The sequence below is a fragment of the Rhodococcus quanlei genome (genome assembly GCF_055231015.1).
The window spans coordinates 120663-147616 of sequence record NZ_JBUYWD010000016.1; the positions used below are offsets into that span (position 1 = coordinate 120663).

33 protein-coding genes and 3 pseudogenes are annotated in these 26954 nt (G+C 61.9%); 19 read left to right on the plus strand and 17 right to left on the minus strand.

Annotated elements, in window-relative coordinates; translation table 11 throughout:
• The first annotated feature begins 40 nt into the window (after nt 1–40).
• The 6 genes from ACZI8Q_RS13225 (at nt 41) to ACZI8Q_RS13250 (ending at nt 4839) form a co-directional block, all read left to right on the plus strand.
• Nucleotides 41–1027: a TIGR03557 family F420-dependent LLM class oxidoreductase gene (locus ACZI8Q_RS13225; RefSeq protein WP_463374051.1), complete on the plus strand. Its 987-nt coding sequence runs from the start codon at nt 41–43 to the stop codon at nt 1025–1027.
• 4 nt (nt 1028–1031) lie between these two features.
• Nucleotides 1032–1478: a hypothetical protein gene (locus ACZI8Q_RS13230; protein WP_463373995.1), complete on the plus strand. Its 447-nt coding sequence runs from the start codon at nt 1032–1034 to the stop codon at nt 1476–1478.
• A 240-nt stretch (nt 1479–1718) separates the two neighbouring features.
• Nucleotides 1719–1859, plus strand: coding sequence for a hypothetical protein (locus tag ACZI8Q_RS13235; protein WP_463373996.1), 141 nt, complete (start codon nt 1719–1721; stop codon nt 1857–1859).
• 554 nt (nt 1860–2413) lie between these two features.
• A complete protein-coding gene (locus ACZI8Q_RS13240; RefSeq protein WP_463373997.1) occupies nt 2414–2776 on the plus strand; it encodes a hypothetical protein in 363 nt (120 codons plus the stop codon).
• A 169-nt stretch (nt 2777–2945) separates the two neighbouring features.
• Nucleotides 2946–3794, plus strand: a complete 849-nt coding sequence (locus ACZI8Q_RS13245; protein WP_463373998.1) for an SDR family oxidoreductase — start codon at nt 2946–2948, stop codon at nt 3792–3794.
• A 367-nt stretch (nt 3795–4161) separates the two neighbouring features.
• A complete protein-coding gene (locus ACZI8Q_RS13250; RefSeq protein ID WP_463373999.1) occupies nt 4162–4839 on the plus strand; it encodes a DedA family protein in 678 nt (225 codons plus the stop codon).
• Between the two features lie 46 nt (nt 4840–4885).
• Here ACZI8Q_RS13250 and ACZI8Q_RS13255 read toward each other — a convergent pair whose 3' ends face one another.
• On the minus strand, nt 4886–7027 hold the full coding sequence (locus tag ACZI8Q_RS13255; RefSeq protein ID WP_463374000.1) for a catalase: 2142 nt from the start codon (nt 7025–7027) through the stop codon (nt 4886–4888).
• Nucleotides 7028–7134: 107 nt separating this feature from the next.
• Entirely contained in the window at nt 7135–7500 is a 366-nt protein-coding gene (locus ACZI8Q_RS13260; protein WP_463374001.1) for a DUF2267 domain-containing protein, read from the minus strand.
• A gap of 610 nt (nt 7501–8110) precedes the next feature.
• Between ACZI8Q_RS13260 and ACZI8Q_RS13265 the strand changes: the two genes are divergently transcribed.
• From ACZI8Q_RS13265 to ACZI8Q_RS13290, 6 genes and pseudogenes are all read left to right on the plus strand, one after another.
• The gene (locus tag ACZI8Q_RS13265) at nt 8111–8269 is read left to right on the plus strand and encodes a hypothetical protein (RefSeq protein WP_463374002.1); all 159 of its coding nucleotides are present in this window, start codon (nt 8111–8113) and stop codon (nt 8267–8269) included.
• A complete protein-coding gene (locus tag ACZI8Q_RS13270) occupies nt 8266–8697 on the plus strand; it encodes a phage holin family protein (protein ID WP_463374003.1) in 432 nt (143 codons plus the stop codon). The genes ACZI8Q_RS13265 and ACZI8Q_RS13270 overlap by 4 nt, the downstream gene beginning before the upstream one ends.
• The gene (locus ACZI8Q_RS13275; RefSeq protein WP_463374004.1) at nt 8675–9028 is read left to right on the plus strand and encodes a DUF3618 domain-containing protein; all 354 of its coding nucleotides are present in this window, start codon (nt 8675–8677) and stop codon (nt 9026–9028) included. Before ACZI8Q_RS13270 ends, ACZI8Q_RS13275 begins: the two co-directional genes overlap by 23 nt.
• Complete coding sequence (locus ACZI8Q_RS13280; RefSeq protein ID WP_463374005.1) at nt 9025–9333, plus strand: DUF4235 domain-containing protein; 309 nt, start codon at nt 9025–9027, stop codon at nt 9331–9333. Before ACZI8Q_RS13275 ends, ACZI8Q_RS13280 begins: the two co-directional genes overlap by 4 nt.
• Nucleotides 9334–10051: 718 nt before the next feature.
• On the plus strand, nt 10052–10201 hold the full coding sequence (locus ACZI8Q_RS13285; RefSeq protein ID WP_463374006.1) for a DUF2784 family protein: 150 nt from the start codon (nt 10052–10054) through the stop codon (nt 10199–10201).
• A pseudogene (locus tag ACZI8Q_RS13290) lies at nt 10138–10323 on the plus strand (DUF2784 family protein); the annotation flags it as partial. The gene ACZI8Q_RS13285 and the pseudogene ACZI8Q_RS13290, both read left to right, overlap by 64 nt.
• 171 nt (nt 10324–10494) lie before the next feature.
• On the opposite strand, the pseudogene ACZI8Q_RS13295 reads toward ACZI8Q_RS13290, so the two are convergent.
• A pseudogene (locus ACZI8Q_RS13295) lies at nt 10495–10974 on the minus strand (DUF998 domain-containing protein); the annotation flags it as partial.
• Between the two features lie 184 nt (nt 10975–11158).
• Between ACZI8Q_RS13295 and ACZI8Q_RS13300 the strand changes: the two are divergent.
• Both ACZI8Q_RS13300 and ACZI8Q_RS13305 read left to right on the plus strand, forming a co-directional pair.
• A complete protein-coding gene (locus tag ACZI8Q_RS13300) occupies nt 11159–11878 on the plus strand; it encodes a GAF domain-containing protein (protein ID WP_463374007.1) in 720 nt (239 codons plus the stop codon).
• A 2-nt stretch (nt 11879–11880) separates the two neighbouring features.
• Complete coding sequence (locus ACZI8Q_RS13305; protein WP_463374008.1) at nt 11881–12177, plus strand: hypothetical protein; 297 nt, start codon at nt 11881–11883, stop codon at nt 12175–12177.
• 58 nt (nt 12178–12235) lie between these two features.
• Here the strand turns inward: ACZI8Q_RS13305 and ACZI8Q_RS13310 are convergent, their stop codons facing one another.
• Nucleotides 12236–13183 carry a zinc-binding dehydrogenase gene (locus ACZI8Q_RS13310; protein ID WP_463374009.1) on the minus strand — a complete coding sequence of 316 codons (948 nt, stop codon included), beginning with the start codon at nt 13181–13183 and terminating at the stop codon, nt 12236–12238.
• Nucleotides 13184–13475: 292 nt separating this feature from the next.
• Here ACZI8Q_RS13310 and ACZI8Q_RS13315 point away from each other — a divergent pair, with 292 nt between their 5' ends.
• Both ACZI8Q_RS13315 and ACZI8Q_RS13320 read left to right on the plus strand, forming a co-directional pair.
• Entirely contained in the window at nt 13476–13958 is a 483-nt protein-coding gene (locus ACZI8Q_RS13315; RefSeq protein ID WP_463374010.1) for an STAS domain-containing protein, read from the plus strand.
• Between the two features lie 198 nt (nt 13959–14156).
• Nucleotides 14157–15128 carry a GNAT family N-acetyltransferase gene (locus ACZI8Q_RS13320; RefSeq protein ID WP_463374011.1) on the plus strand — a complete coding sequence of 324 codons (972 nt, stop codon included), beginning with the start codon at nt 14157–14159 and terminating at the stop codon, nt 15126–15128.
• 51 nt (nt 15129–15179) lie between these two features.
• Here ACZI8Q_RS13320 and ACZI8Q_RS13325 read toward each other — a convergent pair whose 3' ends face one another.
• The 6 genes from ACZI8Q_RS13325 to ACZI8Q_RS13350 form a co-directional block, all read right to left on the minus strand.
• On the minus strand, nt 15180–15962 hold the full coding sequence (locus ACZI8Q_RS13325) for a GAF and ANTAR domain-containing protein (protein ID WP_463374012.1): 783 nt from the start codon (nt 15960–15962) through the stop codon (nt 15180–15182).
• Between the two features lie 104 nt (nt 15963–16066).
• Nucleotides 16067–16987 (minus strand): SDR family oxidoreductase, encoded by a 921-nt coding sequence (locus tag ACZI8Q_RS13330; protein WP_463374013.1) that lies wholly within the window; start codon nt 16985–16987, stop codon nt 16067–16069.
• A 989-nt stretch (nt 16988–17976) separates the two neighbouring features.
• A complete protein-coding gene (locus ACZI8Q_RS13335; RefSeq protein WP_463374014.1) occupies nt 17977–19017 on the minus strand; it encodes a tellurite resistance/C4-dicarboxylate transporter family protein in 1041 nt (346 codons plus the stop codon).
• Nucleotides 19014–19340, minus strand: coding sequence for a cupin domain-containing protein (locus tag ACZI8Q_RS13340; protein ID WP_463374015.1), 327 nt, complete (start codon nt 19338–19340; stop codon nt 19014–19016). The genes ACZI8Q_RS13335 and ACZI8Q_RS13340 overlap by 4 nt, the downstream gene beginning before the upstream one ends.
• 97 nt (nt 19341–19437) lie before the next feature.
• On the minus strand, nt 19438–19947 hold the full coding sequence (locus ACZI8Q_RS13345; RefSeq protein WP_463374016.1) for a dihydrofolate reductase: 510 nt from the start codon (nt 19945–19947) through the stop codon (nt 19438–19440).
• Complete coding sequence (locus ACZI8Q_RS13350) at nt 19947–20747, minus strand: thymidylate synthase (protein ID WP_463374017.1); 801 nt, start codon at nt 20745–20747, stop codon at nt 19947–19949. The genes ACZI8Q_RS13345 and ACZI8Q_RS13350 overlap by 1 nt, the downstream gene beginning before the upstream one ends.
• A gap of 58 nt (nt 20748–20805) precedes the next feature.
• Between ACZI8Q_RS13350 and ACZI8Q_RS13355 the strand changes: the two genes are divergently transcribed.
• The 3 genes and pseudogenes from ACZI8Q_RS13355 to ACZI8Q_RS13365 all read left to right on the plus strand — a co-directional run bounded on the left by ACZI8Q_RS13355 (nt 20806) and on the right by ACZI8Q_RS13365 (nt 22482).
• On the plus strand, nt 20806–21681 hold the full coding sequence (locus ACZI8Q_RS13355) for an aldo/keto reductase (protein WP_463374052.1): 876 nt from the start codon (nt 20806–20808) through the stop codon (nt 21679–21681).
• 144 nt (nt 21682–21825) lie between these two features.
• A pseudogene (locus ACZI8Q_RS13360) lies at nt 21826–21906 on the plus strand (NAD(P)-dependent oxidoreductase); the annotation flags it as partial.
• Nucleotides 21907–21921: 15 nt separating this feature from the next.
• Nucleotides 21922–22482 (plus strand): DUF2231 domain-containing protein, encoded by a 561-nt coding sequence (locus ACZI8Q_RS13365; protein WP_463374018.1) that lies wholly within the window; start codon nt 21922–21924, stop codon nt 22480–22482.
• 17 nt (nt 22483–22499) lie between these two features.
• On the opposite strand, the gene ACZI8Q_RS13370 is transcribed toward ACZI8Q_RS13365, so the two are convergent.
• The 7 genes from ACZI8Q_RS13370 to ACZI8Q_RS13400 form a co-directional block, all read right to left on the minus strand.
• Nucleotides 22500–22922 carry a ChaB family protein gene (locus tag ACZI8Q_RS13370; RefSeq protein ID WP_463374019.1) on the minus strand — a complete coding sequence of 141 codons (423 nt, stop codon included), beginning with the start codon at nt 22920–22922 and terminating at the stop codon, nt 22500–22502.
• 87 nt (nt 22923–23009) lie between these two features.
• Entirely contained in the window at nt 23010–23993 is a 984-nt protein-coding gene (locus ACZI8Q_RS13375; protein ID WP_463374020.1) for an iron-containing redox enzyme family protein, read from the minus strand.
• Complete coding sequence (locus tag ACZI8Q_RS13380) at nt 23990–24724, minus strand: hypothetical protein (RefSeq protein ID WP_463374021.1); 735 nt, start codon at nt 24722–24724, stop codon at nt 23990–23992. Before ACZI8Q_RS13380 ends, ACZI8Q_RS13375 begins: the two co-directional genes overlap by 4 nt.
• The gene (locus ACZI8Q_RS13385; RefSeq protein ID WP_463374022.1) at nt 24721–25344 is read right to left on the minus strand and encodes a flavodoxin family protein; all 624 of its coding nucleotides are present in this window, start codon (nt 25342–25344) and stop codon (nt 24721–24723) included. Before ACZI8Q_RS13385 ends, ACZI8Q_RS13380 begins: the two co-directional genes overlap by 4 nt.
• A 61-nt stretch (nt 25345–25405) precedes the next feature.
• Nucleotides 25406–25714 carry a hypothetical protein gene (locus tag ACZI8Q_RS13390; RefSeq protein WP_463374023.1) on the minus strand — a complete coding sequence of 103 codons (309 nt, stop codon included), beginning with the start codon at nt 25712–25714 and terminating at the stop codon, nt 25406–25408.
• A 25-nt stretch (nt 25715–25739) separates the two neighbouring features.
• Nucleotides 25740–26009, minus strand: coding sequence for a hypothetical protein (locus ACZI8Q_RS13395; protein WP_463374024.1), 270 nt, complete (start codon nt 26007–26009; stop codon nt 25740–25742).
• A 334-nt stretch (nt 26010–26343) separates the two neighbouring features.
• A complete protein-coding gene (locus ACZI8Q_RS13400; RefSeq protein ID WP_463374025.1) occupies nt 26344–26775 on the minus strand; it encodes an STAS domain-containing protein in 432 nt (143 codons plus the stop codon).
• Between the last annotated feature and the right edge of the window lie 179 nt (nt 26776–26954).

Below are 26954 nucleotides of genomic sequence, written 5' to 3' on the forward strand. Positions count from 1 at the left end.
ACCCGGGCGACGGCAACGAAACCGACGGGCGGAGCGAATGATGAAGATTGGTTACAAACTTGCCGCTGAGGCTTTCGGTCCTGATGAGCTGATCCGCCAGACGGTGTTGGCGGAGAAGGCCGGCTTCGATTTCGTGGAGATGAGCGATCATTTCCACCCGTGGCTCGACAATCAGGGACATTCTCCCTTCGCCTGGACTGTGTTCGGTGCGATGGCGGCGAAGACCGAGCGCATCGAGTTGGTCAGCGGTGTGACTTGCCCGACGATGCGGTACCATCCGGCGATTGTCGCCCAGGCAGCAGCCACACTCGCGCTGATGTCGGATGGTCGGTTCACCCTCGGGGTCGGCTCCGGTGAACGGCTCAACGAGCACGTCGTCGCCCAGGGCTTCCCCGATGCCGCTCGGACTCGCCACGAAAGGTTTCGCGAGGCGCTCGAGATCATCCGATTGTTGTGGAGTGGCGGCTATCGCTCTTATGACGGCAAGCATCTGAGCTTGGACGACGCGCAGGTGTTCGATCTGCCGGACCAGCCTCCGGTCATTGCCGTCGCGGCCAGTGGAGCGGCGTCGGCGCGTATAGCCGCGGAATTGGGCGACGGACTGTTCGCTACCGAGCAGAAGCCCGAGATCGTGGCGAAGTTTCACGCGTCGGGTGGCAGCGGTCCGCGCTACGCGGAGGTGCCGATGGCCTGGGCGGAGGACGAGCATTCCGCTGCACAAGCGGCACTGGACACCTCGCGCTGGGCACTGACCGGATGGAAGGTGATGAGCGAGCTACCCAACCCGGTCAACTTCGCCGCGGCGACCACGACGGTGCGTGAGGACGACATACTCGGCAAGTTCGCCTGCGGCCCCGAGCCCGCACGCTACGTGGATGTCACGCAGGAGTATGTAGATGCGGGGTTCGACCATCTGGTGATGCAGAACGCGGGCCCGGATCCGGATGGCTTCATCGACTTCTACCAGCGTGAACTCGACCAGAAAGTCCGAAGTCTGACGCCACGGCGAAACAGTGAGGCGAGTTGACGACATGAGTAAAACCCCCACAGTCCCGTATCCACACGTCTACATCGACTCGGACGGGCACAGTCGCATTCACCATTGCACGATGAAAGCGTTCACGCTCGACAGCGTTGGCCCGGATGTCGCCGACCAGTGGATGAACAAATTGGGCGAGGACATCGCATCCGTCACTTTCTCGGTGCGTCCCGCCGGATGGGTGGGGGACTGGCATCCCAATCCACATCCGCAATGGGTGGTCCCGCTGTCGGGTCGTTGGTTCGTTCAGACGCAGGACGGTACCCGTATCGAAATGGGGCCAGGAGAGATTCACTTAGGGGAGGACCAGAATTGCCTCCCCGACGGTGACGGAAACGTCGGCCACCTGTCGGGCACTGTCGGCGACGAGCCGTGCGTGCAGATGATGGTCGCGCTTGCGAGTGCCCCCACACGAGATCAACCCTGCAGGTTCTCGTGACTCGGTCAGTATCACCGTCATCGGCAGGAAGGGTGCTCCGTGCTGCAGGACCGGCGCGCGAAGTGGTCGTCTCGGACATCACGGTGCACGACGACCGTCTGCGATCGGTGTTCGGCCCCGAATCTCGCCTGCTGAGTCTGTTCGACGACGCGCTGGAGCGAAGGTCCTGTATGGAGTGCAAAGGCTGCAGAGCTGGTGTGGAGCGACATCGAGTGTCGACAGCTGTTGTGTTCCCTTGCAATGGGTGTGCTCCATGCCGAAGGCTCGCGGCGCTACATCGAAGCGCTGTCGACCTACACCCGCCGCCGGATGGACCAGGCCATCGGCTCGCTGCGGTGTCCGCACTGCCAGGGCAACGGCGAGATCTCCCTGGATGTGTAGTTCCTCCGGGATGTCGACATCGTATGTCCCACCTGTGGGGGCGGCCGCTACTGCCCGGCAGCGGATCGGTATCGCCGTCCCTCCGCCACCGGTAACGGAGATCTGTCACTGGCTGAGTTGTTGGCCACGACCGCCTGCGAAGCGGTCGACCATGTCAGCGATCTGAGGAAGGTGTGCACACGGCTCGAGGGGGGTGCTCGACGTCGGCCTCGGGTACCTGACGCTAGGCGAGGCGGCCCCGGCACTGTCCGGCGGTGAAGCGCAGCGAATCAAGCTCGTTTCGGAGATCGATCGCGCACAGACGCGAATGCTGTTCGTACTGGACGAGCCCACCGTCGGGCTACACCCACTGGACGTGCGGGTTCTGATCGGCGCTACTGGAGCAGGACGGAACGGCGGTGACGCTGACGGGGTCGCGTTGTGGTGGCCGGTGCTCTTGAGCCGTCTCCGACTGCGAGGAAAGCATCACCGGCCACTACCTGAGAGAGCACTTCCGCTCTACGCGGACCTGATCCGCAGCCGAGTCTTAGTCGACAGCAGCACGGGCGTATGTGGTGTTCGGCAAGGGACACCGTCGTTTCGACGATGGAATCGCCGGGATCTGCACTGCGGGCGAGTCGTACGCGGTAGTGGCCGTCCTCGATCGTCACGTTCTCGTGGGCGAAAGCGGTGTGGGAGAGCCCGGATTCGACGTGGTCGAGTCGGGAGTCATTGCACGACGCGGCAGCTGGTCGACATCGCGCGGAAGGGTCCTGTCGGTGCGCGACGACACGGCTGTGGAGTGCTGGCGCATCGTCGAGCCGGTGCGAGAAGCCGGGCGTGACGACGTGGTGCCTCAGCAGGAGGACACGGTGGGCAGCACGGGACTCGGTGGCTGCCCGCTCACCGGGTTGCCCGGAGACGCTTCGTGTATATGAGTAACCTGGACCCGCCCTGTCCAGGTCGGTCGGGTTCACCGCGGGCCTCGTCGACGACCAACGGCTTGCGTAAGGCCGAGCAGGTCAAGATGCAAGTCATGCTTATTGTTTCGTCCTTCGGGTACTCATGAGCCGAAAGCAGTCTGGGGGATGACACAGGAGCAAGCTCATGGTGGGAAGCATTTTGATCACAGGGGCCGGGACTGGTTTCGGTAGGGATGTCGCGCTGCGACTGGCCGAGCGAGGCCACGATGTGATCGCTGGAGTCGAGATCATCGCGCAAGTGTCCGACGTGCGTGCCGAGGCCAGGAAGCGGGGAGCCCGCTTGCGCGTCGAGAAGTTGGACGTGACGGACCCGGCCGATCGCGAAAGGGCGTGGTCCTGGGATGTGGCTGTGCTGCTGAACAATGCCGGCACCGCCGAAGGCGGCGCTGTCGTAGACATTCCTGCCGCTGCGCTGCGTAGGCAGTTCGAAGTCAATGTTTTCGGCACGGTCCTTCTCACGCAGGGGTTCGCCCGCACGATGACGAAGAACCGTTCCGGAAAGATCGTCTTCATGTCGTCGGTCGCCGGACTGATCACCGATCCTTTCACCGGCACGTACTCGGCATCAAAACACGCACTCGAGGCATTCGCCGACGCGCTGAGTCAAGAACTCGCCGAGTTCGGCGTCGCCGTCGCCACCATCAACCCTGGGCCGTATCTGACGGGGTTCAACGACACGGCGATGGAGCGGTGGAAGGAGTGGTGTGATGATCCGTCGACGCGCGTATTCAATTATGAGCAGTTGGCGTTCCCGCGTGAACAGTTCGGTCCCGAGCCTGTGATCGAGACGACCGTCGACGTGTTGACCGGGGTGAGCGGGCACTATCGCAACGTGGTGCCTACAGAGATGGCCGAAGCGGTTCGGCAGCAAGTGGATGCCTCGTGGCATCGCGAACAAAACGATGGCGGTGCCGCCCGCAGCGAACTGGTGAAGAAGGCGTACGACATAACGCCGGCCACCCCCGCGGACTGAAGTTCTCGGCCGGGAAGCGATCAATCGAGACTGTATCAGTGCTGTGACGAAGGATATGTCGTGATGGAGACAAAGAAAGTTTCGCCCTCGCCGACGTTGACGTCAGCGCGCACTTCCGCGTTCACCCAAGTCGGTGCGACGCTATGCCGACTGCACAGTGATGGGGAGGCGGCACGGTGACGACGTTGGCGTCTGATGGCGTAGAGATACGCTTGGTGCAGGTCTGCGCTCAGCTTCGTACGGTTGCTAGGTCAGCCGTTGTAGGTGACAAGAGCGCTGTGGTCTACCGGCCTGCCACGCCGATTCAGCAATCGGTGACGGTAGGTGCCCACGAAGCGAATGAGGCTTGACGACGAGAGGTTGAGTTGTGGGCGCACTGCAAGACTTCATCACCGGAGCGTCCAGTTCGCCATGGGTGTACGCAGCGTTGCTTGCTGTGTGCATCATCGATGGGTTCTTTCCGCCCGTGCCGAGCGAATCCGTGATCGCGGCGCTTGCTGCGATCGGCAGCTCGACGGGACAGCCATCTGTCTGGCTTCTCATACTGACGGCGGCGGTTGGGGCGATTGCCGGTGACAACATCGCGTACACGATCGGGCGGGCAGTGGGCACCCAGCGTTTCGGCTGGATGCGAAAGCCCCGGATCGAGAGAGCTTTGGCGTGGGCGCGGCGAATGCTCGATACGAGGGCAGCAGTATTGATCGTCACCGCACGCTATATCCCGGTAGGCCGCATCGCCGTCAATATGACCGCAGGGGCGACGGAGTACCCGCGACGGAAGTTCGTGCCGTTGACTGTGGTCGGCGGCGTCAGCTGGGCGCTGTATACGGTGGCGATCGCCACACTCTTCGGCCAATGGCTCAGTGATCGACCGCTCCTCGCCGCCGTCATCGGAATTGCGTGCGCCATTCTTCTCGGGTTCGTCATCGACCGGGCGCTGCAGCACTATTTCGCACGAAGCCGGGATGACGACACCAAGGATGATAACGATGCCAAGGAACGCAGCGGTCAGACGTTGCGATCCTCTGCAGACCATGACCATTGAGAAGCAAGCGAGGTCCGGTTTCACAGTGCGTCTGAATGGTGATTGCTTATACAGATCGATCCCACGCGCGATGCAACCGCAGTGTTGGCACCATCCGATCGAGGAGTGTGGACGCTTCGTCGGCGATCACGACGCCCGGCGCATCCGCTGCGATGTCAGAGGCGGTGAGCAGCTTGCGGCCACCATCGAGGGCACCGATCGCTTTGCAGTGTCGGAAGGCCTCAGCCAGCAGAGTTCTCACGCGTGGGTCCGAGGGCCCGGCCGCCAGAAGCACCGCGTCGAACTCGACCGATCGCATCGTGAGGAAGGTCCGCGACACCGGCACTGTCAATCTACCCGAAGCCAGCTTGCCGCCATGTGGGGCGATTACGAGGGGGACCATCCCTGCGTCGCTCACCTTCTCGAGCAGGGTGGAAATTTCGGTCAGGTCCGCGCTGTCGTCGGCAACGATGCCGATGATGCGTCCGTCGAGCGGCCACTCGGATCCTATCTGTGACAAGGCAGCGCTTGGTGTCGGCGCTTCTACCAGGTCGACGGTGGCCGCAGGGGCGGGGAGCCCGATGCCTTCGGCCACGTGCTCACAGAGTGCCGGATCGATATTTGCGATCACTTGGAGACTACGTTCCTTGACGGATTGCTCGTAGCATTTACCCAGTTCGAATGTGTAGGCAGCAGCAATATGGTCGCGCTCGACCTCGGTGAGACTGAGATAAAACAGCCGAGCTTGCGAGAAGTGGTCGTCGAAGGTAGCTGCTGCATTTCGTGTTTTCGCTGACGCTGGTAGCTCGGCGGGTACTTCGATGTAGGCACCCGTTCGAGACCCTGCCATGAATGGGCACCCGCCATCGATAGAATTCGGATGGTATGGGGCAACCCCTGGATGGACACCGCTCTGGTGCATGCCGCCTCGGAACATGTCGTTGACCGGGGCGTGGGGCCGGTTGATGGGAATCTGTGCGAAATTCGGGCCACCCAAGCGCAGAAGCTGCGTGTCCAGGTAGGAAAATAGCCGGGCATGGAGCAGCGGGTCATCGGTCACGTCGATCCCCGGAACGAGATGGCCCGGATGGAATGCCACCTGTTCGGTCTCCGCGAAGTAGTTCGTCGGGTTCGCATCAAGGGTCATGACCCCGATCGGCTGCACCGGTGCGAGTTCCTCCGGAACAAACTTCGTGGGATCGAGGAGGTCGATGCCCTCGAACATTTGATCGGGAGTGTCCGGGAAGACCTGGATGCCGAGCTCCCATTCGGGGTGGGCGCCCGACTCGATGGCGTCGGCGAGATCCCGCCGATGAAAATCCGGGTCGAACCCGTTGACCAGCTGCGCTTCTTCCCACACCAACGAGTGCACCCCGAGCCGTGGCTTCCAGTGGAACTTCACCAAAGTCGTGTTGCCATCGGCATCGACGAGGCGAAACGTGTGGACACCGAAACCCTCCATCATCCGGTACGACCGTGGGATCCCCCGATCCGAGATGTGCCAGAGAGTGTGCGCGGTGGCCTCGGTGTGCAGTGAGACGAAATCCCAGAACGTGTCGTGTGCGCTCTGACCCTGAGGTATCTCGCGGTCCGGATGGGGTTTGACCGCGTGAACGATATCGGGGAATTTGATGCCGTCTTGTATGAAGAAAACCGGAATGTTGTTACCTACCAGGTCGAACGTTCCCTCTGACGTGTAGAACTTCGTCGCGAACCCGCGGGTATCGCGGATAGCATCCGCGCACCCAACCGAACCGACGACGACCGAGAAGCGCACGAACACGGGCGTTTCCACGTCCTTATCGAGGAACGCAGCCTTACAGACCTTGTCGGCTGTCCCGTAGCCGCGGAAGGTGCCGTGTGCTCCGGCCCCGCGTGCGTGCACGACCCTTTCCGGAATTCGCTCATGATCGAAATGCGTGATCTTTTCTCTCAGGTGGTGATCCTGGAGAAGCGTCGGACCCCGTTCACCCGCCTTGAGTGAGTGGTCGGTCTCGTACAATCGCGCGCCTTGCGCAGTGGTCAGGTAGGCGCCTTGCTGGCCGCGAGCGGACTCTGGGCCATTCCACGGCGTCCCGGTGGCCGTGCGAGGCCCGGGAGCGTCCTGATCTTGTTTCGGCGGCAACGGCCCGGAGGGATCGGTCGGCTCGTCAACTGAGGGGGTCTCGGAGTTGGGGGATCCGGGGATGGTGGGCTTCTTCGTCGACACGAGGACTCCTTACGAAAACGCGACCGGATTGAACATGCGTTGTCGATGCGCAGAATGCCCGCAGCGCGCGCCTTGAAACTTGTACGGCCGCGACATTTCCGTCTTGGTCAGTATCCGAGCAAGAGTTCGCTGGGGAGTTGTGAGCTCAAGTCGTTGATACTTACACCTGACGTGCAGAGTAGAGACAGTACAGCTCGACTGTGATGTGCGACTTGCTCCGATCCCAGCCCCTGACCTTCACAGGTATCGACTCTGCGCAAGAACTCGTCCACATCGAACTGGTCGGCGTCACTGGCGTGGCCGAGCGCATCGTGTAGCTCTTCGGGCAGCACGTCTGCCAGATGCTCTCTGGCGTCTGCGGACAGCCATTGGCCGAGCACCTCGAGCGTTGAGACCACGGCAAGCTCCGTGAGTTCGGTGGTTGCGAAGTCGCCGTCCTTCTTCACCGCCGCAACGTATCTGGCGTAGTGCATTGATATCGTTCTCTACTTTCTCCGGTAGTGCGGGTTAGGGAGCGGCGTTTGGTTGACCGTTTCGCCGGCACAGATACGAGTGTTCTCGGGGCGCAGAATGCCGAAATATACACGAGCACAACAAAAGCGAAAGCCCTGCTGGGGGTAGAACTGGATCACCGGTTGACATGGCTACACGAATCACCGGTGCACCGCGCTCCGGTGCCAACGTACCGAGAAGTGTTCAGTGGGAAATTCGCGGAGAGGCGCAGCGAAAGGCTCGCGGTCGAATGGGGTATCCGTTGCGGCAGACTACTCGACCGCACCATCTCAAAAGTATCAGCAAAGCTTCTCGATCGTCCAGTCAACCAGGCAAGGCTGATGCAAAGTGCTCCGAGGACGCTATGACCCGAGAGTCTGTTGTGCGACGCGCCGAGGCGACGCTGGTCGATACGGGCACGATCGAACTGAAGATCATGAAGGTTCCTACGCCGCCGTCATCGTCACCGGGATCTGCGCCGTCGCCACCGGTGCCTCGCTTCGGGTGCCACTCTCGTGGTCCGCACTGGCTGGGCGGTGCGTGAGCATGTTCTGATCTCGTGTCCTGTTTTGCGTCGGCAGCGTACGGGTAATGCGCGGAAATCAGAGCGCCGACAGGCGCATGGTCATCACCGAAGGGAGAAAGATGGTGAATACGATCGTTGTCGTGGCTGCCGCGGAGACGGACACGGCCGGCGGAGCGCAGTACCGGGCCACATCAGGCGCGGATCGTGACAGGTCGACCGTATGAGCAGCGTATACGGGCAGTCGTCGGCACCGACGGATCGGTCGGTGGGTCAGTTGATGACGCAACTGTCCGACCAGTCCGCACGGCTGGTTCGCGAGGAACTGCAGCTCGCACGGAGCGAGATGAAAGCCAGCGCGAAGCACGCTGGCAAGGGTGCCGGGATGCTCGGCGGCAGTGGGCTGCTCGCCCTGTTCGGTCTCGGAACCGGGATCACGACGGCGATCGTCGCATTGGGACTGGTGTTGCCGTTGTGGCTGGCCGCGTTGATCGTGACCGTGGTGCTGTTGCTCGCGGCTGGTGCGGGCGCACTACTCGGCAAGAAGCAGGTGCAACAGGCATCCCCGACGCCGGACCGCACCGTGGAGAACGTGCGACGTGACGTTCATGAAGTACAGGAGGCCCGTCACCATGACGACACCGACCGGCCCTGATGACCAGCCGCCGCGCAATGACGGCGGCGACGAGTCGCTCGTAGCCGATATCGACCGCACCCGCGCCGAGTTCGGGCACACCGCCGATCAGCTCGCGCAGAAACTCGACATCAAATCCCAGGCCCAACACACGATGCACAACGCCAAGAGTCAAGCGGATACACAGGCTCGGACGGCGCAGAAGGCCGTCGGTCAGGTTGTTGCACGCGTCAAAGACACCGTCACCGATGAGCAGGGCACGCTCAAACCTGCTGTTCCCGCAGGAGTGGCAGCGATAGCGGCTGTGGTGGTGATCGGCGCGGTGGCGCTGTGGTCGAGGAGGCGGCGATGAGCCGAACCGCGACGAAAACATCGTCACCGAGCACATCGGCGCGAATCCTGTACCGGCCGGTCGGCCTCGTCAGCTCTATCGCTGGGGGCCTTGTGGCCCACGTGATCGTCAAGAAGGTGTGGAGGCAGGGCGCGCCCGATGATCATCCCGATCCGCCAGCGCCCCTCGAGACCGGGTACTCGCTAAAGACGATCTTGGTCGCAGCCGCCGCCCAAGGGGCCATCTACTCACTGGTCAAAACCCTCATCGACCGTGGCGGGGCTCGCGCGTTCGAGCGGTGGGCCGGCGAATGGCCGGGCGACTGAACTGAATGACCGGCCAGCGGAATCCTGATCCCCCAATCCCCCCAATCAGCTGAGCACGGCACCTGTCGATCGTCGAACATTCTTCGCCAGAGTGTTTGTTGTGAGAATGTGCGCGGGGCAGCATTCGTTCCATCCAGCGCTTTGATTGCTGCGCCAAAGGTTTTCGCGCAGCGAGTCGGGTCGCTGAGAGTGGTGGACACCGTCGTGCTCGACGCGCTTCGTGGTGTGTGCGTGATGGTTCACCGTCATCGCATCTCACCCCGTTATGTGCCCCCTACACGCAATCGGCCGCCGCCGTGCAGCCAACGGGGGTGCTTGACCGAACCCGCTGATCCGAGCAATTCGCACCGAGGTCACATGGTGGCCACTGCCGCGGGTCCGGCTGTGGCGCAAGGCTGGCCACAACACTCCCGGCGTTGCAAACGATGCGTACGCCCTGTCCTGATAGTCTTGCGTGTCACGCAACAGGCATCGCGAAAAGCCCTGCGCTACATGGCCAGAGATGTCGATCGTGCCCAGGAACGACTTAAGACCATACCGAACTCGACTTTGCCTTGACCCTGGATCAACCATGGACTACGTCAACTCGTTTCGATGTCGCCGAATTGGGCATCCAATAACGGCTATGTGATACGGGCTGTGGACGTCTTGCAAGATATGGTCACATGTACGACTGGCCGCACCGTTTCGTACGTCCTGGCTGTTGAGTAGGCTTACCGTGTACCTCCTGATCATTGTCGCCACTGTGGCGATTCATCTGGCATTTATCGGATACGTGCTCGGTGGCGGGTTCCTCGCTCTCCGATGGCCGCGTACGATCTGCGTCCACGTCGCTGCCGTCGCGTGGGGGGGGCTACCAACGCGCTGATCGGCGTGGAGTGCCCACTGACTGACGTAGAGCGTTGGGCTCGATCGCACACCGGAATGCAGCCGTTGCCCGACGCGGGTTTCATCGACTACTACCTCACCGGTGTGATCTATCCCGACGGTCCTGCGGTGCTGATGCGGAACTTCACCTTCGCTGTGGTTGTCATCTCGTGGACGTGCTTGCTGCTGGCCCGGGTGCATGGTCGCCAGCCGGGTGTGGTGTCGACGGGCGTTGACCGCGACGACCGCCGGCCAGGTGAACTGTGCGACCACAGCGGCACGCTCGGCGAGTCCGATCATCTCGCCGCCCTGCGCTTCGACCAGCAGCCATATGCTCAGCGCCGCAAGCACCCCACACGCCGCGATCGAGTAACGCATACCGCGAGCGCGGCACGTCGAGCCCTCTTCAGAGATCACCAATAGCGGCCAAACCACCAAGAGCGCCGACCCCGTTACCACCGCAACGATGTGGATCGATACGGATTCGGTGATGTTGCCGTGGAATATCGCGAGCGCCACTCCGCAGGTTGCTGAGCACGCCAACGTCACGCGCGCGAGTGCCGGGGCAACTCGCAGACCCAAAGCTGTCACATACGTGCAGGTGGCCACAGCAATGAATCCTGCGGTCATCACCCAGTGCCCAGGGCCCGACGCAGCGAGGCTGCTCAGCGTTTCCGATACCGGGTTGTACTCGGCCCCCGTAGTGCGCGCGCTGTTATGGCGGTGGAAAGTAGGACTATCGGGGCCGCGCATGCTGACAGTAGGCACCACCATGGCACCGGAGGCTGCGTGCGGTGGGCATGGAAGGCGGGGACGGAAAACACGACCCCACCGAGGCCACCTTGGACAATTGGCCACTCGTCCGACTTTGGATAGTAAGCTGAATGTATCAGTACGTCGGTGTATAGAGCGCAGCGTCGCACCTGATCAAGCGTGGTGGAAAGGGAATGGAGTGGTGGTGTCGAGCCCGAAGCCTGTGCCGGACGAACTGGCCACCGTGTTTGCGCGGATGTCCGGTCTGCTGCTGTCAGAGGAGACGGTTGCGACCGCGCTGGATTTGGTCACCTCCTTGGCCAAGGACACCGTGGCAGAAACGATGGGGTCGGGGGTGACGTTGGCAGATGCGAAAGGCAATCGGACTACTTCGGCGGCGACTGATCCGATCGTCGAGCGCCTGGACGCGCTGCAGTACGACCTCGGCGAAGGTCCATGCCTGGCAGCATGGGCCGGGCAGACGGTCATACGCTCGGAGGATCTCGATCAGGAACAGCGTTGGCCGCAGTGGACGATTCCGGCCCGGCAGGCCGGCGCCCGAGCCGTGTTGAGCGTCCCGCTGGTGGTGGCCCATCGAACGCTGGGAGCGATCAAGGTGTACTCCGATCACGCGGGCGCTTACGACGAGTTCAGTGAGGGCCTGCTGCACCGTTTCGCTGATCAGGCTGCCATTTTGATTGATAACGTGCACACGCTGCAGGACGCCGAACAGCTCAGTGAACGTCTCAAGGAATCGTTGCGCACCCGCGACCTGATCGCCATGGCCAGAGGAATCGTGATGCTTCGGGATGGCCTCGAACCGGAGCAGGCGCAACGTCGCCTACTCGTTCTGGCACGGAACAACCACACCACACTCCGAGATACTGCCGATGATCTGGTGCGCTCCGTGCTGGATCGGCGGTAGCCGTGGGGACACCTGCACAGGGAAACGGTAATACCGACGACCACCGCCAGCGCCTACTGGCCGCATTCGAAGCCACCGAGTTGAGCTCCGAGGAGCTGTGGCTCCGGTATTTTGCGCTCGGTGGGGAAGTCGGCAAGCTCGAAATGGAGGCATTCTTCAACGGTCTGATGCCGCTGCATCAATTGCAGCAGGACATGATCGCGCATGCCATCAACGAAAGGCTCGACGACATCGAACCTCCCCGTGCCCCGTACCACCTGGACAATGACGAATCCTACTTTCCGGACGAACCGGAGTAGTTCGTCGCCATAGTCTTCTGGCACGGTGGCGCGCGGGTTTGCAGCGGGTCGATCGACGCTACTGACGAAGGTCGAGCACGATCTTCCCACGACCGTGGCCGGTGTCGAGGCGTTCGTGGGCTTGTCGTGCCTGTTCGAGGGGAAGCACCTCTTCGACCTGTGGCTGAACGGCACCGCTTTCGAACAGTGGTGTCATCTCCTCCAGGCGACGGCGCTCTCGAGTGAGGAAGATCCCATGCAGCGTCTGATTCCGCAAATAGAGTGCTGTCAGTTCACCGTCGGGCGCCAACACAACCGCAGCTCTCCCGAATGGTCGGGTGGCTTCGAGACTCTTGGCGACATTGTCACCACCTACCGTGTCGAACACGGCGTCCACACCCACTCCGTCCGTGTGGTGGAGCGCCAACTCGACGGCATCATCGCTTGTGTAGTCGATGGCGATTGCCCCAAGGTGTTCGAGGAACTTCTGGTTGTCCGGACCCGCGCTAGCCAGCACGCGTGCACCGGATGCCCGTGCGAACTGCACCGCAAATGAGCCGACTCCGCCCGAGCCGCCTTGAACCAACACGGTCTCGCCCGGTCGGACCGACAACCGCCGCACGATCGCTTCCCACGCCGTGCCCGCCGCCAACGGTATCGATGCCGCCTCCACATGACTCAAAGATGTCGGCTTGGATGCCACGATCGACGACTTGGCCACGTGGTATTCCGCGTGGGCTCGCCCACCGTTCTCGAGCTCGGCAGTGTAAAAGACCTCGTCGCCGCGGGCGAAGTCTGCGACTCCGGCACCCATTGCTTCGACGATGCCGGAAACGTCACTACCCAACGCCGTGGGAAGGGCCAGATCAGGGTTGGCGATGCCCTGCCGAATCATGGTGTCGACCGGGTTGGTAGCGGACGCCAAAACCTTCACCAACACTTCACCGGGGCCGGGTTCCGGTTTGTCGATGTCGCTGAGTTCCAATACTTCTGGACCACCGAATTGCCTCATCTGTATTGCACGCATCGCCGACGTTTACCCGTTGAAACCGGACGTGAAACCCAGCAAATGAGCGATCCTCGGCCCGAGAACTTCCACTGCACCCGGGAGAGCGGATCACGATCGAGATGGGACTGTGCATCAAGCGACGCACAGAAGATGCGGCTGCTGGGTTTCGTCTGCGGCGAGAACGCGCTACCTTCGTATACGGGTTGAGAAGTAGCCTCCGTCGACGTTCGCAGGTAGCCGACGTGGTAGGGCTTCGCCTCGTCTCGAACAACGGGCCCGCTCTACCTCGCGGTACTTCGGAAGGAATCCGATGACCACACTTCGCCCCGTTGCAGAAACATCTGAAAAAGCGGCATCAGGCCTCTCGTCTTCTTCGCGTGCACGTACTACCGATTCGAGCGGCGCGGACTCTCATGTCGAACTCGACATGCGCGAGGGTGGGCCGGTGGTGATTCGTATGGTCGGCGATCTCGATATCGTCTCGGCGCCGGGCTTCGGCAGATGTATCGACGAAGCCGTGCTCACCCATCGTAATGTGGTCGTTGATTTGGTGGATGCTCCTTTCGTCGGCTGTGACGGACTTGCTGTCCTGGCCAGCGCCGGCACTCGTCTCCGCGAGCAACGGTGCACCCTGTCGGTCGCTGCACGCGCTGTTGTTCAGTCCCTCGTCGGGCGAACTGGCATCAACACGGTTGTCGCGTGTTTCGATACTGCAATGAAGGCGTTCGATTCCGCCCGATCAGCGAAGGAAGTCAACGGGTCGACAGAAGCGTCATCGGCCGCTGCCGGGTAGCAGCACCGTAACCAGACGCGCTGCAGTTTGGTTCTCCAAACATTATTGCCTGCAAGGAATTTCGTATCCTGTTGCGATGAAGAATCGTTTCGTTATAGTCGATAGTGCGGTTCAGTTCGGCAGCCGCTTTGCCTGGTTTCACCGAGATGGGACGGCTGCCGCCGCTAGCGGCATGCCCTCCCGGTCCGAGGAGTGTGAATGTCGAACTTGTTGTTGAGTCCTGAGTCCACCACAGCTGACGATGGTCTTCACCGGCCGTACAGCGACGACGGAAATCTCCGTGTGTCCGGAGCGGTCTCCATCGATCGAGTCGGGCCCCGTAGCATCGTGGTGCAGCCACACGGGGCGCTCGATGCCGGTACCGCCCCGGGTTTGGCGGAGGCACTCGCGTCGGCCTGGCGATCCAGTGGTGACCACGAGTTGATCCTCGACCTTTCCGAACTCGAGTTCGTCGGTATTGCTGGATTGGCACTCCTGACCCGACTCGAACAGAGACAACGTAATCAGCCGCAACTGCGGTGGGGTCTGATCACCGGCCCACACTGCCTCGACCGGGCGCTGCGTGCCGCCCGGATGACGGATCACTTCCGCGCGGCGAGCACCGTCGCCGATATGCGGACAAAAATGATGGCCCCGGCCATGGCAGATCGCGACCTGACGGGACCAGGCCTCGAGCAGTCTACCGACTCCACCATGGACGGGAGCTGCCCACGTAGTGCGCACTACAGAATGGCGACGATGGGTGACGCGGGCGAAGTGGCTGCGATGCATGAGCGATGCTCACTCGAAACACTGTATGCGCGCTACCACACCGGCATGCGGAAGATCCCGCGGCGCTGGGTCGGCCCGCTGCTGACGCCCCCACACGGTCGCACCGTTGTAGCGCTCGATTCCCAAGTGGTCGTGGGATTCGCCCAACTGATCCAGGTGCCGGACAAGCCTGGCACAGCGGAGGTGTCACTGCTGGTCGAAGATGACTGGCAACGTCACGGCGTCGGATCCGCGCTCCTAGCGCACGTGTGCGACCTCGCCCGATCCGGCGATCTGTATGAGATCTTCGGTCTGTGTTTGCCTTGTGAGTCCGGGTTTCATCGCACCGCCGATCACATAGGTTTGCGTTACACTCGCCGATCCGAATCGGGGTTCACCCGTGTAGGTATTGCTCTGTGACTTCGTTGGCCGGCAACAGTAATTTGAGCAGCGAATCCAGCCTCGAGTCGGTCAGGTCGTCGGGTGATCCGCTTCGACCAGGCGCTTTGCGACCTTCGCGAGTGGAGTGTTGCTCTCTTGGGAGAGTTGCCTGAGAAGGCCGAAGGCGCGTACTGCGTCCGTGTCGTAGCGTTCCATGATGATGCCTTTGGCTTGACCAATGATGTCGCGTGAGGCGAGAGCGCTGTGGAAATCTTGGTCGCGGCGAGCGTCCGAGAGGGCGATCGCGGCGTGTGTGGCGAGGTTGGTGGCCAGGTCTTCAATGCTCTCGTCGAAGGAGTGGGCGGATTCTGAGTGCATGTTCAGTGCGCCTAGTTCACGGTCGGTGATGAACAGCTGAATGGACAGGCAGGAGCGGATCGGGGTGCGATCGTATACCGCTTTCATGAGGGCAGGCCAACGCGTCTCGGTGGCGATGTCGGGTATCGACATCGTTTGGTGGGTCCAGATCGCTTCGAAGCACGGGCCTGCCCCGCATTCTTGCTGTAAATCGTCGAATGCCTGGGGTACAGGACCGGTTGCAGCTGTCGATGACAGGTCTGGTCGGCTGTTGCGGTAGCGTCTGCGAACCAGGGTGATCCCAGCGTGATCAACGGCGGGCAACATCGTGACGGCTGACGTCGTGACTTCACGGAGCACTTCGTCCGGGCTGAACGCGGCTTCCGATCGACCATGTAATGCTCGGGCCAATTGGGCGATCTGCTCATGAACCTCGGCCTTGTCCGTACGAGTCATTTCTTGATCCGAAAAATTCATGGCCCGCCTCACACCCCTGGGTTTCACGTTCGCCAACATTATCTCACCGTTTCGGTGTTGTGGGCGAACGTCTCGCGGCTGTTCGATCTCCTAGCAACGCCCACTCGTGTTCATTCTGCTCGCTGCTTCGCCAGAGTTCGACCCTACGGGCTGGGCATGCCGCCGTTCACGTGGATGGTCGCTCCGATCACGTAGCTCGATTCCGGTGAAGCGAGGAAGACGTAGGCGGGCGCGAGTTCAGTGGGCTGGCCGGCTCTGCCGATGGGAGTGTTCTGGCCGAATCCGGAGAGGTCTTCAGTCGGCTGTCCATCCGTGGGTTGAATGGGAGTCCAAATTGGCCCTGGCGCTACTGCATTGACCCGAATCCCTTTGTCTGCCAATTGATTGGCTAGACCCTTGGTGAAATTGTTGATGGCCGCCTTCGTCGAGGCGTAATCGAGCAAGATCGGAGCCGGTTGGTATGCCTCGATCGATGTCGTGTTGATGATGGCGCTGCCGACAGGTAGATGGGGGAGTGCGGCACGAGAAGTGCGAAACATCGCCAGAATGTTCGTTGTGAATGTCTGCTCGATCTGTTCATCGGGCAGACATTCCAGGCTGGTCGCAATGACCTGCTTACCAGCGTTGTTGACCAGGATGTCCAAGCCTCCAAGCTGCTCGACGGCTTGATCGACTACCTGCCCACAGAATGCCGGGTCGGTCAGATCGCCCGGTAGCGTCACAGCCAGCCGGCCGCATTCTCTGACTATTCGGGCTACGTTCTGGGCATCCCTGTCCTCGGTGGGCAGGTAGGTGATGGCGACGTCTGCACCCTCACGCGCAAACGCGACCGCCACAGCCGATCCAATCCCCGAATCGCCGCCGGTGACCAGTGCTTTTCGTCCCACCAACCGTCCGGTACCACGGTAGGAAGATTCGCCGATGTCGGCCCTGGGGCGGAGTTCGAATTCCAGCCCTGGTTCAGGCTGGTGTTGCTCGGGCGGCTCGATCACCGGATACCGAGTCACCGGGTCCTGGAACTGGAGTTGATCGGTCCGAGTAATATCGGGTTCCTCGTCGGACATGTGTCCACCCTCCTCGGTTGCTCTGCGTCACTCGCCGCGTCACGGCCGACTGTTTCGCAACCCGCGTACCCGCCAGCGATTGTGGCAAACCGAACCGGCGCCGAAGCCCATTCGATGTCGAAGGGCGGTGCTGTGATCGTCGATCCGGCGTTTGGTTGTTCGCACGAGAACCCGACCTACATCTTGGTGGTCTGTGAATAACTCAGTTGGAGGCAATGTTGTAGACATAACACCTCCTCGGACCGGGAGGTAGTGGCGACTGCGCGAACGGCGGCACCCGGTCCGCGACGGTAGAGCAGGGCTGGGCGGCTGCCGATCTGAACCGTGTTCCTTCAACGTTGCTGGAAATGCAATGTGCGGCAAGAGTTATGAAGCGACGCTGGACGGTCTGGGGGGTTATTGATAGGCTCATGCCACTGTGGTTGAGCAGTCTGCCGCACGGATTCTCATCCGGCCTGGTGTGTGACGCTCGCCTCGTACTTGTTCAGTGAGCACAACTTCTGGGTCGGTCCGCGCCAAAGAAGAGGTGTGTCCGTGACCTACAGCCCTAATTCTCATTCTTCTCGATCCCCCGGCTCCGCTGACGTATCAGCCCGTAGTGACTCCCGTGCAGCGCACCCGGCGGCTATACCCGGGTTCAATCGTTCTGGGCTCTGGCTGGCAATCATTGCGCTCGCGACAAGCGTGGCGGGATTGAGCGCTGCAGCAGTATGGGTGACCGGCTCCGTCGCAGTGGGCGGCATAACAGTGGTGTTGACGCTGGCATCCGTGGTTCTCGCTGCTGTGATGATCTGACGGATCCTGCTCTGCTCCCAAACAATTTCTTACGGAAGGCCCGTCAATCGATGAACCAATCCTCGAGCAATCGGAATGGGACAGCCGCTCGATATCGTGGTTCGATGACCACGGAGGTCATCAAGGCCCGGATCGAGGCCATGTTCGAGCAGGACGCATTCGACTCGAATGTGAACGATCCCGTCCGGCCGGATTCACTCACGCGGACTCGATGGGAGAAGAACGCGCCGCAGGTGAAAGGCCATGGAGGCGAGCGCAGTGACCCAGACCAGTACGGCGATCACGAGTGTGCCGCTGCCGATCGCACGGACCCCCGTGAGTCCCTCCGCTTCCCCGAGATAGATCGACGCGGTGGCATACATGCCGAGGGGGAAGACGATGCTCCAGAGTGATGGTGCGTAGTGCAGCGGCACGCGGTTGACCCAGTGGCGCCACCAGCCGGCCGCCACCAGGACGGGTATCAACCAGGTGGCAAACGCCCAGAACACCACGGCAAGACCGTGAATCAGTCCCCGGGTTGCGTCGATGATAGGGGCTCCCGCCATTTCGATGATGCGTGAGCCGGCGAGCACGGTGATGGCGCATGCCCCCATCGCCACCCAGTAGGGGGCGGTCAGATCCTCCGGGCCGAGCCGATACAGCAGCATCCGTGCGGCAACGAAGATTCCGGCGGCCGCGTACAGAAAGACCCCCACCGACCACGAGGTCACGGCGATCCCGGCAAAGATCGGACGGGCGCCCTCGTACACCGGTTCGAGAGTCGCGGCGGCGACTGCCACCGATTGGCTCGCCACCACCCAGATGAACCACGTACCGTTCGCTCGGGCGATGACCGGCCGCTCGGCCGTGCCCACAACAGCCGTCCACGGCACCACATATCCCAGCACCAGCCACGTGAGAGTTGATACCACGAACAGCGTGGCAGCGAGAGCATGGTGCTCGCCCATCGCCAAACGAACACACATGACGTCTGTACCTGCGATGAAGGTGAAGTAGGTGAACGCACGTTGGGCATCGTTCAGATCGGCGGCCATCTCGGCCCGATATCGAAGTAGCCGCCACCCGGTGAGAGTGAGCAAGACGAGGTACCCGGCGGCCGTGATCGCGAACAGAATCATCGACGGCAGGTGAAAGCCCTGAAGTTGCAGTCCCACCGAGATGATGCCGCCGGCCATCACGAAAGCGAAGTAGCCGGGGTCCAATCCACGGACCGCCGCTGACAGTTGTGAGATCACATCGCGACGGTGAGCAAAAACGCGACGTCGTCGATCGCCTCCACGCTGTGCCGGGCCGCGGGAATCACCAAGAAGTCGCCGGTGGATCCCTTCCAGGCGTCGTCGCCGCACATCAAGTTCAGTTTGCCTTCCAGCACCAGAAGCGTTGCTTCACCGGGGCTGTCGTGTTCGGCCATCTCTTGGCCTGCAGTCAGCGCCACCAGCGTTTGCCGAAGGCTACGTGCGTGACCGCCGTACACGGTTTGCGAACTACGTCCGCTCGACGCTCCGGCAGCCAGCTTCAGTTGTTGGCGTGCGAGGGCGGTCAGAGACTTTTTGTCCATGGAACGACACTCCTGGAAGCGACAGGCATCGCAGGGCTGCTGCGACCGATGTCTCTGGAGTATGCCGTACTACGGCGGGGAGGGCTCGCCGAATGAGCTAACCGTTCGCCCGGGGGATGCGCGTCCAGGTCACGAAACGGAAGCGGACCCTGGTCTTCTCGGACCGCAGCCATGCACCCGTGGTGGTGGCTTTCCATTCGTCGCTGATCTCGGGTGCGTATGCGTCGCCGCGATACCCGGCATCGATTTCGGTGACACGCAATTCGGTGGCGAACGGCAGTGCCGCCGAATAGATTTGCGAGCCCCCGATGATGCAGAGGTCGTCGGGGCAGAGCGTGAGCGCTTCGTCCAGGCTCGCAACGGGTTCGGCTCCGTCCGCGGCCCAGTCCGATTGCCGGGTCACGACGATGTTGCGACGACCCGGTAGCGGGCGGAACCGTGGTGGCAGCGAATCCCAGGTGCGTCGGCCCATGACGACCGGCTTGCCGCCGGTGACATCTTTGAAGTGCGCCATGTCCTCGGGTACGTGCCAGGGAATGGTGTTGTCGACGCCGATGACGCCGCCTCGTGCCTGCGCCCAGACGAGCCGAACCATCCTCTCCGCCATCAGACGGCCACCGGCGCCTTGATGGCCGGGTGGTGTTCGTATCCAACGATCTCCACGTCCTCGAAGGTGTAGTCGAAGATCGAATCGCGCTTGCCCAGTTTCAGCGTCGGGGAGGGGAAGGGCTCGCGGGAGAGCTGCTCCGCCACCTGGTCGACGTGATTGTCGTAGATGTGGCAGTCGCCGCCCGTCCAGATGAAATCACCCACTTCGAGGCCCGTCTGTTGCGCCACCATGTGGGTGAGCAGCGCGTAACTCGCGATGTTGAACGGAACACCGAGGAACAGGTCGGCGCTACGCTGATACAGCTGGCACGACAGCTTCCCCTCGGCGACGTAGAACTGGAAGAACGCGTGACACGGCGCGAGCGCCATCTGTGGAATCTCGCTCACGTTCCACGCCGACACGATGATCCGCCGCGAGTCCGGATCGGACGTCAGCGTGTCGATGGTCTGAGTGATCTGATCGATGTGCTCACCGGACGGTGTGGGCCAGCTTCGCCACTGCACGCCGTACACGGGGCCGAGCTCACCGTCCTCGTCCGCCCATTCGTCCCAGATGGTGACGCCGTGGTCCTGAAGCCACTTGACGTTGGAATCGCCGCGCAGAAACCACAGCAGTTCGTAGACGATCGACTTGAGGTGGACCTTTTTGGTGGTGATCAGCGGGAAGCCTTCGGCCAGGTTCCAGCGCATCTGGTGACCGAACACCGAGCGCGTGCCGGTGCCGGTGCGGTCGGACTTCGCGGTGCCTTCCTCTCGGACGAGCCGAAGGAGGTCCTCGTAGGGGGTAGCCACAGTCACGTCGGCCAGTTTACGCAGGGTGCCTGCGGCCCTCGCGTGGCCTCGTTAGCCTGGGATGATGAGCATTCCGGTCGTCACCCTGAACTCTGGACACACCATCCCGCAGCTCGGTCTGGGGGTCTGGCAAGCCACCGACGAGCAGACCGAACAGGGCGTACGGTATGCGTTGGCCGAGGCGGGCTACCGGCACATCGATACCGCCGCCGCATACGGAAACGAGACCGGCGTGGGGCGCGGAATCGCCGCCTCCGGCATCGCGCGCGAGGACATCTTCCTCACCACCAAACTGTGGAACGCGGACCATGGCTACGAGCCGGCCCTCCAAGCCTTCGATACCAGCCTCACCGCCCTCGGCGTCGACTACGTCGACCTGTATCTGATCCATTGGCCGCTACATGACACGGACGGCCTGCTTCGTACCTGGGATGCGTTGGAAAAGATTGCCGAGTCCGGCCGAGCCAAGTCGATCGGTGTCTGCAACTTCGAACCGCACCATCTGCAACTGTTGGTCGATCGCGGGGGCATGCTGCCCGCCGTCGACCAGGTGGAGCTGCATCCGAACCTGCCACAGCACGCGATACGGAGAGTCGCGGACGAGCACGGCATCGCTGTCGAATCGTGGAGCCCGCTGGGCGGCACCAGCAACTCGGGGTGGGGCAAGGCGTCGAAACCCAACACGTTGCTGGTTGATCCGATCATCACTCGGATCGCTGACCGACACAGCGTATCGGCTGCTCAGGTGCTGATTCGCTGGCATCTGCAGAACAGGTTGATCGTCATCCCCAAGTCGGTGCACGAAGACCGCATCAGGCAGAACATCGATGTATTCGACTTCGAACTCACCGAACTGGACCTGAGCGAGATCGACACCCTCGACGACGGCAACCGCGTGGGTATGCATCCCGACGAGATGACCATCGACGCGCCGGATTGATTACTTCCCGCACGGGTACACGGACCACCGAAGCCCATGCTCGGGAAGGAGTGCCGGTGAGCGTGAACGAGTACGAACCCACAATATCGAGTACCCAGGTCGCACCGGCGACATGACGGAGCACCCTCACGACGAGAGTATTAGTTCTTCGCCTCCGAGCGGTTGTCGTCGTACTACACCGGTGAGGTACTTGTGCCTACAGGCGGCGAAACGCTTCCCGGGTGAGAAGGGAGAATCACCATGACACATGCAATTCGGAAGCTGTTGAGCTACAGCGAGGACGCAACGTTCGTCGACAACATCGGCAATACCCTCCGTGATGGTATTCGCCGGGTGCTGAGCAATTCGGCGGCCGACCGGGTTCTTCGGGGCGAGTGGCTGGGTCATCCGCTTCACCCGGCGCTGGTTTCGCTTCCCATCGGAACATGGACGGCCGCCACCGTGTTCGACACGTTCACCGACGACACCGCAGCGGCGAGACGCCTCCTCGGGATCGGCCTGCTGTCGCTTGGGGGAGTGCTGACGACAGGGTGGGCCGACTGGTCGGTCGGGGACGAACGTCAACGCCGCGTCGGGCTGGTGCATGCGGCGGGAAATGTCACGGCAACCACGCTGATCGTGGTCTCTTACCTTCGTCGCACCGACTACTACTTGCGTCGTGACAACAGGTGCACTCCTGACACGTTTACGAAGGCGCTGAGCGCCGCCGCACTTCCCGTACTCGGCGTCGCCGGAGCGCTCGGCGGGCACCTTGCGTACGTACTGGGTTCGGGCGCCGAGGTGCCCGTACCTTCTGCATAACACCCCGGCGGAGGACTTCAACGGCGGACCCGTGCCGATGAGCGCCGATTCGTCTTCTCGATCTCCTCGACCAGGTCACGTTTGGACATTTTCGAACGTCCTGATATTCCCAGCCTTTTGGCGATGTCGTAGAGGTGCTTCTTCGATGCGTTCGCGTTGACCCCCTCTGCCGCCCTGCCCGCCGCGTTCGGGCCGCCACTGCGGGCGCGTTCGTCGGAAGGCCCCGGCGTCTTCTTTTCTTCCCAGTGGTCACCGACCTTCTCGAACGTGTGCTTCAGGGCGGCGTACGCGACACGGTGTGCTCTCTCGCCTTCGCCGTATTCTTCTGCAGCCGAGTCGTGGGACTTTGCGAAGGTGCGTTGCGCCTTCGCCGATGAGCGCTTCAACGTCTCTGGCAGTTCACTCTTTTCGGCGGATCCGGACTTGGTCGTCTTGGGCATGACGATTACCTCCTTCGTTCCGGGGAGCCTGCGAGGCGGATTGCTTCGAATACCCACATCGAGAGACGTTCAACCCGGCTCGAAAAGTCAGACGAACGAGCTGCGTCGCGAACGCCAACAGTCGGCGAGGTGATCGGCGAGACGGCTCTCGAGCAGTTCGGTTGCTTCGACGCCGAACACGACATCCGCTTCCAGTTCCGGCTCCCCGCACAAAAGGTCACCTACCACGTCGTGCCGCACCACTTGTTCGTGTACTGCATCAGCTTCGACATGCTCCGCATAGAAGTGAATGCACGCACGCGGTGCGTGCAAACGGGTCAGAGCTTCGACCATGCGTGCAGAACCTGGCGACGACGTCGTTTCCACGTCCGCGAAATGGCCGACCAATGCACCGCGCAACGAGCGATGCAGACCGCACATCGACATGAAGTTGACAATTGCCATCGTCTCAGCGGGCACTCGGTCGAGATACGCCAGATACCGGCAATCGAGATCTGCAGCGCTCATCAGGTTCGAGAACAACCGCGAATGCATGCGATCGCCCTTGCCGCCGCCGAATTCGTCGAATTCCACCGCGACCATAGACGCCTTCGCTTGCCCGTGCAGGCGGGGAATGACCCAGATATGAGGGTCGGCCTCTTTGAGGTGATAGATCGAACGATGGGCAAACAGCTCCCGCATCTGACCCCAGGTTGCCCGTTCGCGCAGAAACGCCCCCAGGGTATCGTCCGGTTCAGCGACGGTAAGTTGGGAAAGGGCGGCATTCGCGTCAGTCCCGCCGGGCACGTGCTGTTGTAAGTCGTCGAGAAAGTGTCGCTCCAGCCGATTGCGGAGCGCGATCAGGTCGGGATCCCATTCCCATTCCGACTCGACGCCGGCGAAACCGCGGTAGTGCAGTTCGTAGCAGACGCACAACGCCAATTGCAGATCGGCCGACTCGCAGGCCAGCGGCCCGAGTTGCGGCAACGAGTCGGTGTATTTGCCCGGGTTGGACCCCAGCGCCCTGAAAAGACACTCGGTGACCGGGCCGCGCGCAGTCGGCAAGTTCGGGCTGACCTCTTCGCGGCTCATGCGTCCAACGTGTCCCAATGCGTCACCGTTGACTCGGGTCCAGGACGGCCCCCATCGCGTGGGGAGCGAACGAGGGTCCCGCAGCCGTCCACGACCGGCACACGGTCGTCGAGCCGGACAATCGCGCTCATGGTTGCCACCGCCGCATACGGTAACGCTTCGACGGCCAACTCGGTGACGGCGGTAACCGAGCCGAGCTGGGACAGTACGGCGGGGTCGATTGCCACCCAGTTCGGCATGTCACCGACATACACAGTTTGGTTGTGCAGGTCGCCTACCGCCAGGGTGTCCACGGACCCGCAGCGCAGCGCCGCACATACGTGCGACATTCCCTCGACCCATCGTCGCGACCTGGAATCGAAGCTCGTTCGCGAACCAGGTGGCTGCACGAATTCGACAAGAGGCAACAAGTAGGGCAAGCGGGAGCATCGTGCAACCGTCGCATCGGGTATCTCGGACAGAGTTTGATCCAGCCATACTTGCTGGTCGGTCGTAATTACGGCTCGGCCGATCCGTTGCCCGGGTACCGCGGAATCGAGTACCGCCGACTCTGCATGTTCTATGTGCAGTTCAGGCACACCGAGAGCGACGAATGCGCGTACTTGTTCGCGCCAGTACCGTTCGCGTTTCGTAGGCGGCAGCGTTTGTCCGGGATCGCAGAAGTAGATCGACGAGAATGGCCCGTCCACCGACGCCAGTCGATGCAAATATCCGGTATCCACCGTGCTCACGTCTCCGCCGAACCTGCGAAATAGCCCGATTCGTGCAGCACCCGCGCAAGGTGAACGGCATTGCGTGCTGACGTCTTGTTGGTGGAGTCGACGGCCGACGGAATCTCGTCGAGATCCTTGTAATCGGTGCCGCTCATCGCTTCACCGTTCCAGTACGTGCTGCCTTGCGCCGGGATGGTGAAGCCGCAGTCGTTCAACCCCTGAAAGGTATCGGCGATGATGGAATGTGCGCCGTCTTCGTTACCGACGACAGCAACGATAGCGACTTTCCCGAACAGGATCGGCAGTCCGTCGTCGCCGGTATGGGACAGTTCGCCGTCCAAACGCTCGAGTGCCCGCTGGGCAATGCTCGAGGGGTGCCCGAGCCAGGTCGGGGTGGCGAAGACGAGAATATCGGCCGCCAGAACCAACGCGGCGACACTCGGCCATTCGTCGCCGCCCCCCATGTCTCTCTCGACGCCGGGCAGGATTTCGAGATCGGCCAGTCGAATGATCTCGGTCGACTCCACACCCGACTTCTCGAGTTCGCGCAGAACTTGCGTGGCCAGCAAGTCGGTACTCGATGTCGCCGGTGACGGCTTGAGCGAGCAATTGAGGGCTAGTGCACGTAGATCGGTCATGCGCCAGATGTACCCAGATCGTCCGTGGAACATGCAGCCGAAATTCGACGATCTCGCCCGGTCAGTGCCCTTCCATGTCCGGGCGCCCTTGCCTGTTGTTCAGTCGGCGCACACGGCGATACTCGAGAAGCACATAGACCACTCCCGCGATCAGAAGAACCGCGAACACGGTTCCGCTGATGGCAGCCCACCCCTCGAAACCGCCGCCCATCGCAACAAGAAACAACCCCAATACGACGAAGGAAAGACCGATCGCGATGAAACCGGGGTAGCCGCGAGCATCCGTCAGCGCCTCCCCGGCATGTGCACGCTGTGTCCTCGAATGGTCACCATCGAATTGCCCGTGATCTCGAGTGGGGTCTGGCGTCATGGATATACCTCCTTCGGGCGGGCGCTCACGCGGTCCCTCGTGGGGCAAGATCGAAATAGCTGGTGTCGACCCCAGGCACTTCTGCGTCGTGCCAGCGAAACGCGAGTCCCTCTGCGTCGAAGGTCGTGAACCACTGTGCCCAGTCGATCCGTGCGAGAGGCTCGTTGGATGCGCCACCCGTGAAGTCGAGTCGCAGGCGTTCGGCACCGAAGACCGGTTCCGCAGTCGTAGCGGGGGCACCCCCATGTTCTTCAGCCCACCGCCGGATGAGCGTGTGATCTGTTGTGATCCGCATCGGGCTTCGTGCACTCGCAGAACGCGTGGACGACGGTACGGCGTGCGGCTGTTCTCCGCTACGCGACCGGGTTGCCACGCAGGCACAGCCGGGGCACACGCTCGTGCCGTGCGCCGTATTGTCGACAATCCAACCGTTCAGGCGGGCGGCCACCGAAGCGGCGGCACGGTTTCGGGCTGTGGCTCTGAACAAATATTCGCACCGACTGCACCGAAATTCCCACTGGCCGGTCACGCGTTCCTCCTGTTTCCGATAACGTGTTCCCATAGCGACTGGTGTTCACCGACTACCCGGGTGAGGATGACCTCAATCCGTCGTGCATGTCAGTCGGAGATCAGTCTGCAGCGACCCGTAGAATTGCTTCGTCGACCGTCGCGCACGCCGGTACCTGAGTGCTGAGCCCTGTAGCGTCCAGAAGATGTAGAAGACAGCGGTTGCCGGCTATGCGCCAGGAGATGTTCTCGCGGCGAGCAGTTTCGGCGAGATCTATGAGGATCGACAACGCTGAGGTTCCTACGAAGTCGATTGTCGTCATGTCGAGCACGAACGGGCGGCCACTACTTGCCAACCGTGTGAGGGCGAGAGCCAACGAAGGGGCGGTCAGAACATCCACATCACCAGACACGGTGCACAGCGGGGTAGTGGCCTCGCTCTGTATCTGGATGCGAATACCACCATCGGCCCCAGACGAATCCGATGGAGAAGCCTCGGCCGAGCGAATGTCGGATATGTCCTCGCTCGACGTCGCGGTGCGTGACAGTTTCATAGCCCTCCGATCGAGCGCGATCTATGGAAACCCGAAGAACCCTCGTCGCGATCGATCAGGACGAAAGTAGCAAGACACGGGACCAACCATGCGGTCTCCGGGCGGACTGCGGCTGTGTTCTCAACCACGCGCATCCCACAGTACGACGTCCGCAGACCCTCATCAACCGTTCGCGGAAA